Origin of the sequence: Flavivirga eckloniae, assembly GCF_002886045.1 — a bacterium.
GTDB lineage: Bacteria > Bacteroidota > Bacteroidia > Flavobacteriales > Flavobacteriaceae > Flavivirga > Flavivirga eckloniae.
The window spans coordinates 3613863-3626323 of sequence record NZ_CP025791.1; the positions used below are offsets into that span (position 1 = coordinate 3613863).

The window sequence follows — 12461 nt, forward strand, 5'->3', positions numbered from 1 at the left end:
ACTTTATGATTTTTGGAGTTAGCATTTACGAACTATTAACCGTTACCTCAATTATCTTTTTTATTGGTGTTTACGGATTTATTACAAGAAAGAACTTAATCTCGATTTTAATTTCAATAGAGCTCGTCTTAAATGCGTCGGTGGTAAACTTTGTTGTCATTAACAAATATCTATATCCGGATATGTTACAAGGCGTTGTGTTCTCTATTTTTATTATAGCCGTGGCTGCGGCAGAAACGGCTTTGGCTGTATCTATAATAATAAATCTGTATAGGCAAATTAGTTCGGTTGAGGTTAAGGATATTGAGGTTATGAAGCATTAAAAAGTAGTACTTAAAGTTATGAGTGCGCTTAAGTATTTAAAGTTATTTGAAAACAATGGAAAATTAATATATAAATAGAAGTTGAGAAATTATAAGAGGAAGTGAGAAGCAAAAATTTAAGCACTTTAAATACTCCCAACTTTAGGCACTAATTAAAAAAATATGAATCTAAATTACATCATATTAATCCCGATAATCCCTCTAGCAGTTTTTTTACTGTTAGGAATTTTTAATCAGAAAATTAAACCTGGGGTTTCCGGATATGTTGGTGTTTTAGGTTTAACAGTTTCAGCAATACTTTCATTTTACACAGCCTATCAGTACTTTTTTGCACATGGGAAAGTTGATGGTGTTTATCAAACTTTAGTAAGTAAAACAACCTGGATGAACTTTACGGATACCTTAAGTATCGATATGGGTGTCCTAATTGATCCTATCTCGGTAATGATGCTCATCGTGGTGTCTGTTGTGTCTTTAATGGTTCATATTTACAGTAGAGGGTATATGAAAGGCGATGCCGGTTACACTAAGTTTTTCGCTTTTTTAGGACTGTTTACTTTCTCTATGTTCGGATTGGTGTTGGCAACAAACCTATTCCAAATTTATATTTTTTGGGAGCTAGTTGGAGTGTCTTCTTATTTGTTGATTGGCTATTACTATACAAAACCATCGGCAGTAGCCGCTGCAAAAAAAGCATTTATAGTAACCCGTTTTGCCGATTTAGGATTTTTAATTGGCATCCTGACCGTTGGTTATTACACAGGGACCTTCGATTTCGAAACCCTTAATAACCCCGAAGGGAGTGCCATTTTAAATTGGGCGTCAACATCATTTATGGGGTTATCAGCTTTAACTTGGGCGTTAATATTGATTTTTATTGGAGGAGCAGGAAAATCAGCCATGTTTCCATTACACATTTGGTTGCCAGATGCTATGGAAGGTCCTACACCGGTTTCAGCATTAATTCACGCCGCAACTATGGTGGTTGCAGGGGTGTATCTAGTAGCTCGGTTATTCCCGATGTATTACTTTGTTGAGCATGGTTTTGCTCTAAATATTGTAGCTGTTGTAGGCGCTTTTTCGTCGCTCTTTGCTGCCATTATAGCGATCACCCAAACAGATATAAAACGTGTTTTAGCATTTTCAACCATGTCGCAATTGGGCTATATGATGTTGGGGCTTGGTGTTTCTGGTTACGAAGGACATGATGGGGTTGGCTATATGGCGTCTATGTTCCACTTGTTTACACACGCTATGTTTAAAGCGCTCTTATTTTTAGGCGCTGGTTCTGTTATTCATGCGGTACATAGTAATTACCTAAAAGACATGGGAAGCTTACGAAAGCATATGCCCATTACAAATATTACGTTTTTAATCGCAGCTTTAGCCATTGCAGGTGTACCGCCTTTAGCTGGATTCTGGAGTAAAGATGAAATTTTAGTTGCTGCTTTCGAACATAACAAACTCATATATTTTGTAGGGTTGTTTGTTGCAGGCTTAACCGCTTTTTATATGTTTAGATTGTACTTTGGAATTTTCTGGGGTAAAGACACCAAATATAAGCATGCACCTCACGAATCACCGCTATCAATGACATTTCCATTGATTGTTTTAGCAGTATTAAGTGTTGTTGGCGGATTCGTTCCTTTTAGTGAATTTGTTACGCCCGATAAAGTTGGTTTCGAAGCACATTTAAATTATCCGCTAGCTGGAGTAGCTGTTTTGGTTGGAGTAATAGGAATTGCTCTTGCCTGGGTGTTCTATAAAAAAGAAAATAACTTATCAGATAGATTGGTAAAAGTCTTTGGTATGTTCTACAAATGGACTTACAATAAGTTCTATTTTGATGAAATCTATCTTTTTGTAACGAAGAAAATATTGTTTAAAAGAGTGTCAGCTCCAGCGGCTTGGTTTGATAGGCATGTTGTAGATGGTACTATGAATGTAATAGGAAATTCAACCGTATCGGCATCAAAAAAAATAAAAGGCATGCAATCTGGTAAAATTCAGGACTATGCTTTTGCTTTTATAGGAGGTGTTGTAGTTATTGCTTTGGTGTTTATTTACTTATGGACAGTTTGAAAATTATTTAGAAAATATTTATATGGACATTTTATCACTTTTTGTTGTAGTTCCAGTAATCACAATTCTCATATTGGTGTTTACAAAAGGGTTAAAGCAGGCTCGACACGTATCGATGGTTGGAAGTTTGGTTCAACTTGGAATGGCAATAAATTTAGTGTTTTCATATTTTAAAGAACGGGCTGTTAATGACGCTATCATGGTTTTTACCAAGGATATCGTTTGGTTCAAACAATTCAATATCCATTACAATATTGGTGTTGATGGTGTTTCTGTTTCATTGATATTGTTGACAGCCATTGTGGTTTTAGCAGGTGTTTTTATCTCATGGAAGATGAGTGATTTACCAAAAGAGTTTTTTGTTTCCCTTATCGTATTGGCAACGGGTGTTTATGGTTTCTTTATCTCTATAGATTTATTTACCATGTTTGTTTTTTACGAAATAGCAGTTATCCCCATGTATTTGTTAATTGGTATTTGGGGGAGTGGACCAAAGGAATATTCTGCAATGAAACTAACCTTGATGTTAATGGGAGCATCAGCCATTTTGTTAGTCGGAATTTTAGGCATCTACTTTAACTCGAATGCAGATGGTGGCGCATTGACTTTTAATATATTGGAGATAGCAAAGGTTAATATTCCATTCGAAGCTCAAAAGCTATTCTTTCCCTTAACGTTTATAGGATTTGCAGTTATTGGAGCTTTATTTCCATTTCATACATGGTCTCCAGATGGTCATGCATCGGCACCAACAGCCGTATCTATGTTGCACGCTGGTGTATTGATGAAACTTGGTGGGTATGGTGTGTTTAGAGTAGCGATGTATTTATTGCCTGAAGGGACCTTGCATTGGTCTTGGTTTTTTATAATACTATCGGTTATAGGTGTTATTTATGGCGCTTTTGCAGCCGTTAAGCAAACCGATTTAAAATATATTAATGCTTACTCTTCTGTAAGTCACCTGGGACTGGTGTTATTTGCGTTATTGATGTTAAATAAAACGGCATGGAATGGCGCTATTTTACAGTCACTGTCTCACGGATTTATGACGGCATTATTCTTTGCCCTCATTGGTATGATTTACGGAAGAACACACACAAGGGATGTCACCAAATTAGGCGGTTTACTTAAGGTGATTCCGTTTATATCGGTTGTTTATGTTATTGCCGGTTTAGCATCATTAGGCTTACCTGGATTAAGCGGATTTGTGGCAGAGATGAACATATTTGTAGGGGCTTTTCAGCATGATGATATGTTTTATAGGATAGTGACCATTATATCGGTATCTGCAATTGTGGTAACAGCCGTTTACATCTTGCGAGTGGTTGGAATCATGCTTATGGGACCTGTTAAAAACGATACTTATTTAGATCTTCAAAAAGCTAGTTGGTACGAGAAGGCAGGCATATTATTATTGCTAATACCTATTGTAGGGATGGGCGTTGCGCCATTATGGTTAAGTGATATGATTTTAGCAAGTTTGGAACCTTTTATTCAAAGGGTATTGTAGTTGAGTTAGAAGACAGAAGACAGAAGACAGAAGACAGAAGACAGAAGACAGAAGACAGAAGACGGAAGATGGAAGATGGAAGATGGAAGTAATAGTATTTAAAATAATTCCTGTATAAAGGAAAAAATATCTTAATAGTTGTCTGGTCTGCGCCTCGGCTACGCTCGGTATAAACCAAGGTCGAGACCTTATTTACTAAATAATTAAAAAGAGGACTAAAATGAATTTTAGTAATTTTCTGTTAATGAGACACGAAATCATCCTATTGGCAATAACCATGTTCTTGCTAATCGGTGAAATATTTATTCATGAAAAGAAAAAAAGTAGTCTCATTCATTTAGCTATATTCTTGTTCGGAATACATACTGCTGTTGGTTTTTTAGAACTTGAAGAAAGTAGCTTGTTTGGCGGAATGTTCAGGTCAAATAATATGATACACTTATTTAAAAATGTATTGAATGTAGGTGTGTTGATATTGTTATTGCAATCAGCAGATTGGTTAGAAAAGAAAATATTTAATCAAAATAGAGGTAGTGAATTCTTTATACTATTATTCGCGTCTTTATTGGGTATGTATTTTATGATTTCCGCAGGCGATTTTCTGATGTTTTATATAGGTTTGGAATTATCTACATTGCCTGTTGCCGCATTGGCTGCTTACGAAACGGTTAAAAGAATATCGAGCGAAGCAGGTATTAAGTTAATTATGTCTGCCGCATTAGCCTCAGGAGTGTCTTTATTTGGCATTTCTATGCTATATGCTACATCGGGTTCTATTTATTTTGATGCCATAGCAGAAGCCATTACAGCTAGTAATTTAACAATATTAGGGATGCTATTGTTTTTTGCAGGTTTAGGGTTTAAAATTTCGTTAGTACCATTCCACTTCTGGACAGCAGATGTGTATGAAGGTGCCCCTATTAGTATAGCGTCTTATTTATCGGTTATCTCAAAAGGGGCAGCCGTATTTATTTTAATGATTTTGCTTTTTACAGTATTAAAACCATTAATGCATGTTTGGGAAAATGTGGTTTATGTACTGGCTATAGCAACCATGTTTATTGGTAATCTGTTTGCATTGCGACAACAAAACATGAAACGGTTTTTAGCCTTTTCGTCCATTGCGCAAGCCGGTTTTATATTATTGGGATTAATAACAGGAACACAATTAGGGGTAGCAACCATCGTACATTTTGTTATGATTTATGTTTTTTCAAACCTGGCAGCTTTTGGTGTGGTACAAGCCATATCGTTGCAAACAGGAAAAGAACATATGGATGATTATACAGGATTGTACCGAACCAATCCTAATTTAAGTTTGGTCATGATGCTAGCCTTGTTTTCTTTAGCAGGCATTCCTCCAGTAGCAGGTTTTTTTGGTAAATTCTTTTTGTTTACTGCAGCAGCCAGCAAAGGGTATTATTTGCTTGTGTTTTTAGCCGTAGTGAATGTTACGATTTCATTATATTACTATCTGTTGGTAGTAAGAGCTATGTTTTTAAGAAAAAGCGATAACGCTATTCCCTATTTTAAGAATAAGTTATATATGCGATTAGGTTTAATAATAACAGTTGTCGGGATATTAGTCATTGGATTATATAGTCCGTTGTATGATTATATTTATGAGTTAAGTGGTGTATTTTAGAAATAGTGAAAAGTATTCAGCGGTTAAATATTAAATAAAAATGTCTCCTCTAGTACTTCGGCTGTGCTCAGCATAAACTGAAGTCGAGAGGTTATTGGTTAGTTCTAAGTCTGGATAGGTCTCGACTGCGCTCGACTTGACATTTTTTAAAGAAAAAACTATGAGTTTATCAGGAAAACATACATTTGGAAGCATTGGCGAGACCAGAGTCACTTTTGTTGAAAAGGGCGTGGATGAAAACAGACGAGACTTCCTAAAAAAGCTATTAGAACATAACGGTTTTGAAGTTATAATAGATGAAGATAAAAGAAAAACCGAGGAAGATCCGCAGTTATATACCGTAGCGGTAACCGATATGGTTTTCAATCCTACCATCTGGGTTTTTCATCGTAAACTAAAAACTTTTGATGGTCATAAGGTGACCCAAGATTATTGGAATCAAAAAAGTGAAGACACAAATCCTCGTTATTGGAATAATGGTGAAAAAACCTAAGTGTTTTTCTGTGTCAGATTGAGCATTTCGACTTTAGTTTATGCTGAGGGTAGTCGAAGTATTCAAAGTAATAAATGCCAATATTAGAAGGTTTTACCTTAAAAGCTAGCTTGTTTTTAAAACTAACATATGTTAATAAATAAACAGAAATAGTTAAATTAATTTTTCAATCTATCATTTTTACTCTAAAATAAATCAGTTTTCTTAAATTCCTATTAAAATAGTAGGAATTACTTTTTTTATTTTGAATTTAGTATTAATTTCGGCAAAAAATTTGCACTAAAACACTCATGGAAGATATTAATATTAAAATAAAAGATAGAGAAGGTACATTGCATGATATTGTTGCTCCAACAGATATGGCAATGAATCTTATGGAAGTTGTAAGGTCTTACGAATTAGCCCCAGAAGGTACAATTGGAGTATGTGGAGGAATGGCCATGTGTGCATCTTGTCAATGCTACGTATTAAGTCAAACAGATTTGCCAGAAATGAGCGATGATGAAGAAGCGATGCTTGCAGAGGCTTTTGATGTAAAAAACAATAGCCGTTTGGGTTGCCAGATACAAATAACTCCAGAAATGCAGGGACTAGAGGTTGAGTTAGCACCAGAGAGTTAGGTAATTCCTGCGGCCTGTGCTGAACTTGTTTCAGTAAGGCAGGAGTCTCATAAATAATAACTAAAATTAATGTGAATCTTGTTTAAGAGTTCAAGGTGTTCCTCCCTATTAAAAAGGGAGGTGGATCCCTATGAGATCGGGATTCGGAGGGTTATATATGTTTGTTATTTTTAATAAAACTCCTCTTTCTTCCTATTTTTATCAAAATCGAAATTCATTTCTCGGCTTTAAATTAAAGAGGAGAGCACTGTGACAGTAAAAAAATAGTTCTGAAACAAGTCTGGGACACACACCGACATAAATTTTCTTATCCAGAATTCACATTAAGATTATTAAAAGCTTGAACCTGACTCTATCTAGTCTGGGCTTTAGTTTCTACCACCAAACCAAAAACATCTTTTTCAATTCGCCATTTTTGAATTTTACCCAACACAATGGAGAGAATTGTTGCTCAAAATAATCTTTGGCGATTATTTCAAATTCATTAAAGTTCAGCCATTTTAAATTGGTATGCGGTCTTACCAACCAGTCTTTCTTTTTGGGCACGTAAAATTTACAGTCATTAAACTGGTTTAGTTGATTGCGGTTTATATAAAACCCAACAATACACTTGCTGTTTAGTGTTTTAAGTTGCACATCCTGATTTGAAAACGGTACAAACAGCTGTGCTTTAAAGTAAACTTGTTGCGAAATGTCTTCTGGTGTTAAGCTAAGGGTTTTTAAATAGTTTTCGCATTGAGGGGTGTTTAGAAGTGGGAGTTGTTTTTCTTTTAGTTTGGTGATTTTTTCTTTTAAGGAATCTTTTCTGTTCGGACCAATAAGGTGATCAATCTCATTTGCTCCAACAGAAGAATCGTAGAGGTATAATTTATAAATAATCTCTAAATGAATTGGCTTATTGTCTTTAAGAAGTAAACAATCCAGTTCTCCTAACGTAATTTTGTTATCTTGAATTTGAACGTTTTCGGCTAAGATAGAAATGTTCTCATGCTGTTCTAGTTCAAAAGAAACGAATCGCTCAACGTATTTCCCTAAACGAAGTGTTTCGTCAATACTAATATCAATTTTGTTAGACTTTGAAACAATTTCAAACTGATTTAAGTTAGCAACGCTATTACTTTTCCATAAAAAGGGAGTGTTTAAAAAGCCTATATATCTTTTTTGAAGCATTGCTTAGTAAGTGATAGAATTAATTATTCGGTTTTATAATCAATCAACTTTCTAGGGCCTTCAAGTACGGTTCTCACAATTTGTAGTGTGCCGTCTTCCTTGGTAGCAATGTGCCATTTGATTAATGAAATGTCCCCACTTTCAATTTCAATTCCTGTTATGCTTCGTGGGTGTACACAACTTCCATCATTAAAAAAGGCTATGTCTCCGGGTTCCGGAAAACGAGGTCTGTGTGTGTGGCCAACAACCGTTAATAAGTTGTTGTTTTCGCTAATCCATTTTTTGGTTCTACGTTCTACTTTAATGAGTTCTTTGTAGTTTTTTGCAGGGCTTGTAGGATCTGCAATTCCCATAACATTTAATGGTTTCCAAAGTATACGTACTAAAAAACGACTCCATTTCCAGAACAAAAAATTCCACCAGTCAGCTTGATGTCCGTGGGTTAAAAAAACTTGCTGACCGGTCCTGGTATGTTTTAAAATCAGGCCTTCGTGATATGCGAGATCTTTAAACAGCTCAACATCTTCACCGGTTTTAGCATCAAAATAAGTAGATAAGTGTTTCTTTACATAATTAGGGTTTCTATATACCATATCATGATTACCCCAAATCATATGTAATTTATGTTCCTTATGAAATTGCTTCATCAGCATAAACACATTTTTATGTGCGTTTAAAATGGCATTAAAAGATATATTTTCCCATAGTTCATCGCCATCACCAAGTTCGCAATATTGAAACCCTTCAGAATAGTAATGTTTTAGAGCGTGGAAATAAATGTTTCGGTTATTTGCAAAATCATCGGCAAAACTATTGTCCCCACGATGACAATCGCTAAATAATATAAACTTACTATTATCATCAAAGTCAATGATTTTAGCATTTTTATAAGCGTTGTCTAATCTCTTTTTGGATGAAAGCATGAGGTAAATGTAAACAAAAAAAGCGTTTCATATAGAAACGCTTTTTTAAGATTTGGAAAACAAAAGGATTTAATATAATGTGTATTGCAATCCAAAAAATTTAAGTTACGAACTATTAAGATGTTACTCTTACTTCTTAAAGAGTGGATCTGCTCCAATAGTACCTACCAAACTATTTAAATAGTCTTCGGTTTTTACGTTATCGTATAACTCTTTAACAGATTCTAAACGCTCTTCAAGATTCATCTCTGTAACTAATCCGGCATTACTAGGATTCGCTATAAACGTTTCTAAATAAGAGATTTGAGAATCGTAAAAACGAATATCTTTTTGCTGTTTTAATGCTAGACGTTCTTTATACCAATCGCTATTTAATACATAGTCTCTATCAAAGTACTTTCTTAATTCAGGATCGCTAATGCTTTTCCCTTCATAATTACCATATGCCATGATATGTAATAAAATTTTCAATGGAGGAATGGCTGCTTCAACACTTCCTTCTTCAAAGTAATTCAAGGCTACTTTTTGTTGCGCTTCCATAATGTTTTTAATACCATCAACATAATCATCTAACCCTTGTAATTCAGGTTTTAACATTCTTTCGCTAAAAACAGCTGTTGGTTCATCGAATATACGGTTTAAACATCTCAAAGAGAAGGTGTTAGTAATTCTGTATCCTAAACGACTGGCTAAAACAGTTTCGCCATTATACTCGAAATCTTCAAGTTTTTCAAGAGAACCGTTAGTGATTAGGTGTTTAGGATCTCTGTCTTCTGGCTCCAGTCTGGCCCAAATTTCTGGAATCAATAAACTAATATCGTGGTCCATTTTGTTTTCTGAACCAATGTAACCAGCAGCCGTACTGAATCCGTTCGATTCTGTTAAGATATGCGATAACAGAGCGTTATTCAGGTCGGTTGTAGGCGTTAACATGTTAAATGGTGCTTTTGTTAATGCCCCTTCGGTTCCAGCTCCAGTTGTAGATGGTGATTTACCTGTTAAGCTAGAAATAAACTCCATAAACAATTCTGGTGTCTCCTGATAATGAATTGGATTGTACACCGCTAATGGACGTATACCAGCCTCTTTGTCAACTGGGTTATTTCTTCTACCTGGTAATATGGCATTCACAACATGAATTACTGGGTCTTCCGATTTTATTTGTCTAGATAAACGCACCCCAATGTCTGCCAAATAAGTAGCTTCAGTCTCATTAAAAGTTCTGTTTGGTTCTAAGTAACGAGGGTTGTTTGTTGGAACTCCGTCTACAATTCTGGTATGTGATGGTATCACGAAATTTTCTTCATCATTCGGACTATTCACAATACTGATAAGAAAGTCTTTTACAGGTTGCGTGTATTTATCAAAATTGATGGTGTCTTCGTAAAGTGCTATAGCATCCTCTTTTTTCATTAACCTGTAATTGGTTAAGAAACGACCATCTGACACAATATCCAATTCGGCAAGTTTATCGTAACCTCTAACGATGGCCTCATCTGGTCTTTGGAATAAATGTGCTTCACAGTTAATAAGCACTTTTACACTTTTATTGTCGAATGATGGGTTTAAGTTTTTTAACTGCTCTCTTGGTAATGTAATCGATGCAGAAATATCATCTTCTGTTTGTATTTTTTCACAAGGAGAGAAATCAGATCTTAGCTTATTAAGCATCCAGTTTCCTTTCTGATTAAAACCAAGGCGCACATAGCTACCAACTACAGGGGTGTTGTTATGTAAAAGCCCAGTACCTTTTTTACCATTTATAATTTCTACAGACATGTAATCCTTCCAGTTTAAAACACCGTGAGCCTGTCTGTATAATCGTTTTACAAATAATACTAAAGATCGAATATGTGACGGAATGTTTTCGAGGAATTCATTGAATTCATCTGAGTTTTCTTCTGAAGGAATTAGCAATTTTACTGCAGAACTTAAGGTTCTATCTTCGCTTAAGAATGGTCTCGATTTTGGTCTGTTAGGGTCTTTAACTTTCCATCTGGTTGAGTAATCGAATTCAATAATTTCGTCTGCTTTCTTAAAATCTTCTTCTATATCCTGAATGTTAAACGGACTATAGGTAATAGCATTTTGCATAGATTTAGAAATCTCAGACTTACCTCCACCGGATACTGTACAAGGTTTGTGGCAGAAAACACCTTCTGCAAACGTATCAACGATACGCCATAAATCGACTGATTTATGCTTTTCTAATCTAAATTTATTTCCCGTTGGGTGCACATATGTTTTATATGGAGACAATAGTAGCTTTTGCTCTTTATCGTTATGTGTCCATGTAATACTATTTGTATTGGTATTTACATATGCAAATTCTGGTATGTATACTATATTAGGGTACTTCTTATCTATCGCATAGTTTTCTGGTTTAACCTCTATTCTATCTCCTAATAATTCTTTTACGTTTTCGAAACTATGACGATAATTATGGAATTCGGAATAGTCTTTTCCATCTAATGTATCTCCCATCACCCTTCTTGCAAAAGCGATTGCTCCACCAGCATGCTCTTCTTCAACTAAACCAAATAAATTTGCAGAATAGCTTATTTGTGTTTTAATCTCTTTTTTAGAATAACCGTAATAGTTATCGGCGATAAGTGTTACTACAACACCACTGTCGTCTCTACAAGTTATTTTAAAGGCACCTCCATCGTTGTACAATTCATTTTCATCTTTCCAGCACATACCATCTTTTCTTTGACGCTCTGTTGCATCATCAAAATGAGGTAGTCCTACAGCTTTCTTTTTTAAGGTTTTTAGTTGAGGAGCTAAAACAATACAACCAGTGTGTCCTGTCCAGTGTTCAATATCTAATGCAGCATCGTTTTGTGCTAGATTTGGATCGCCTGCATTTCCAAATATGGATTCAACAAAGTCTAAATTACTTACCAAACTACCTGGGGCAAAGAAACGGACTTCTAAAGATTTTTTTGAGGATACTCCTTTTACTTCAGGGCATACTGTGGGTCTCAATAACATAGAGATCATAGTTTTAGCCTGATCTTTTTGATTTGATGTAAATGGCAATGTTTTTAATTCGTCGGACGGACTAAAAGCTGCTTTTAAGAAGTGACTTAAAACAACTTTAGGAACTTCTTTTTTGTTTAAAGGTACAGGTAGTGGGCCTTCTACTATATGGAAGGTTCCTTTTGTGGTTCTTTTGTCGTGTAATGGGTTGTTTAAAATCCCTTGTTTTATACGATGCGACGTAACAAGATCACTTTTAAAGGAATTTCCGTTAGGAGGCAAACTTACCTCTCTTGCCTGTCCTTTTTTTGATAAAATTAACGTATCGTTTGGCAATACGAATGGTTTATCAATAGAAACATCTTTTAAATACTCATTGATGAAGTTTTGAATTCTGGAATCTGCAGGCGAGAGGTGATTTCCTAAAAGTCTCGATTTTTCTTGAATACTTTTAATTAAATCGCTAGTTAATTCCTCAAACTTCGGATTACAGAACTTCTCCGTGCTATTCGCTTCATCTATAAAAGTTGGCTGCCCTAATGACGCTAGTTGTAAATTGATAAATTGGATAATGTCTTTTCTTGATTCTTGCATGATATTTAAAAGTTAGAATACATATCGTATTCAAGTTCACGCACAAAGTTAAAATGCGAATTATTTTAAAAACATGTCAAAAGTCAGTATTCCTATAATTTTTATAAGAAAACGTTTTC

Annotated in this window: 9 protein-coding genes; 6 read left to right on the plus strand and 3 right to left on the minus strand. The window is 35.1% G+C overall.

Translation table 11 applies throughout. The features are described from left to right. The first annotated feature begins 5 nt into the window (after positions 1 to 5). From nuoK to C1H87_RS15020, 6 genes are all read left to right on the plus strand, one after another. Complete coding sequence (nuoK, locus tag C1H87_RS14995; RefSeq protein WP_102756590.1) at positions 6 to 323, plus strand: NADH-quinone oxidoreductase subunit NuoK; 318 nt, start codon at positions 6 to 8, stop codon at positions 321 to 323. Positions 324 to 485: 162 nt separating this feature from the next. Beyond that, complete coding sequence (gene nuoL / locus C1H87_RS15000) at positions 486 to 2405, plus strand: NADH-quinone oxidoreductase subunit L (RefSeq protein ID WP_102756591.1); 1920 nt, start codon at positions 486 to 488, stop codon at positions 2403 to 2405. A gap of 22 nt (positions 2406 to 2427) precedes the next feature. After that, positions 2428 to 3915: a complex I subunit 4 family protein gene (locus C1H87_RS15005; protein ID WP_102758290.1), complete on the plus strand. Its 1488-nt coding sequence runs from the start codon at positions 2428 to 2430 to the stop codon at positions 3913 to 3915. A gap of 220 nt (positions 3916 to 4135) precedes the next feature. Continuing rightward, positions 4136 to 5560, plus strand: a complete 1425-nt coding sequence (locus C1H87_RS15010; RefSeq protein WP_102756592.1) for an NADH-quinone oxidoreductase subunit N — start codon at positions 4136 to 4138, stop codon at positions 5558 to 5560. A gap of 160 nt (positions 5561 to 5720) precedes the next feature. Next, positions 5721 to 6053, plus strand: coding sequence for a hypothetical protein (locus tag C1H87_RS15015; protein ID WP_102756593.1), 333 nt, complete (start codon positions 5721 to 5723; stop codon positions 6051 to 6053). Between the two features lie 290 nt (positions 6054 to 6343). Continuing rightward, positions 6344 to 6673 (plus strand): 2Fe-2S iron-sulfur cluster-binding family protein, encoded by a 330-nt coding sequence (locus C1H87_RS15020; RefSeq protein WP_102756594.1) that lies wholly within the window; start codon positions 6344 to 6346, stop codon positions 6671 to 6673. 375 nt (positions 6674 to 7048) lie between these two features. Here C1H87_RS15020 and C1H87_RS15025 read toward each other — a convergent pair whose 3' ends face one another. From C1H87_RS15025 to C1H87_RS15035, 3 genes are all read right to left on the minus strand, one after another. Next, a complete protein-coding gene (locus C1H87_RS15025) occupies positions 7049 to 7843 on the minus strand; it encodes a DUF1853 family protein (protein WP_102756595.1) in 795 nt (264 codons plus the stop codon). Between the two features lie 23 nt (positions 7844 to 7866). Then, complete coding sequence (locus tag C1H87_RS15030; protein WP_102756596.1) at positions 7867 to 8766, minus strand: metallophosphoesterase family protein; 900 nt, start codon at positions 8764 to 8766, stop codon at positions 7867 to 7869. Positions 8767 to 8895: 129 nt separating this feature from the next. Then, positions 8896 to 12342, minus strand: a complete 3447-nt coding sequence (locus tag C1H87_RS15035; RefSeq protein ID WP_102756597.1) for a hypothetical protein — start codon at positions 12340 to 12342, stop codon at positions 8896 to 8898. Positions 12343 to 12461 lie beyond the last annotated feature (119 nt).

What these genes read in the sequence shown, in the direction of transcription:
- nuoK (WP_102756590.1), top strand. Translation starts at nt 6, where the DNA reads ATGATTTTTGGAGTTAGCATTTACGAACTATTAACCGTTACCTCAATT.
- nuoL (WP_102756591.1), top strand. Translation starts at nt 486, where the DNA reads ATGAATCTAAATTACATCATATTAATCCCGATAATCCCTCTAGCAGTT.
- C1H87_RS15005 (WP_102758290.1), top strand. Translation starts at nt 2,428, where the DNA reads ATGGACATTTTATCACTTTTTGTTGTAGTTCCAGTAATCACAATTCTC.
- C1H87_RS15010 (WP_102756592.1), top strand. Translation starts at nt 4,136, where the DNA reads ATGAATTTTAGTAATTTTCTGTTAATGAGACACGAAATCATCCTATTG.
- C1H87_RS15015 (WP_102756593.1), top strand. Translation starts at nt 5,721, where the DNA reads ATGAGTTTATCAGGAAAACATACATTTGGAAGCATTGGCGAGACCAGA.
- C1H87_RS15020 (WP_102756594.1), top strand. Translation starts at nt 6,344, where the DNA reads ATGGAAGATATTAATATTAAAATAAAAGATAGAGAAGGTACATTGCAT.
- C1H87_RS15025 (WP_102756595.1), bottom strand. Translation starts at nt 7,843, where the DNA reads ATGCTTCAAAAAAGATATATAGGCTTTTTAAACACTCCCTTTTTATGG.
- C1H87_RS15030 (WP_102756596.1), bottom strand. Translation starts at nt 8,766, where the DNA reads ATGCTTTCATCCAAAAAGAGATTAGACAACGCTTATAAAAATGCTAAA.
- C1H87_RS15035 (WP_102756597.1), bottom strand. Translation starts at nt 12,342, where the DNA reads ATGCAAGAATCAAGAAAAGACATTATCCAATTTATCAATTTACAACTA.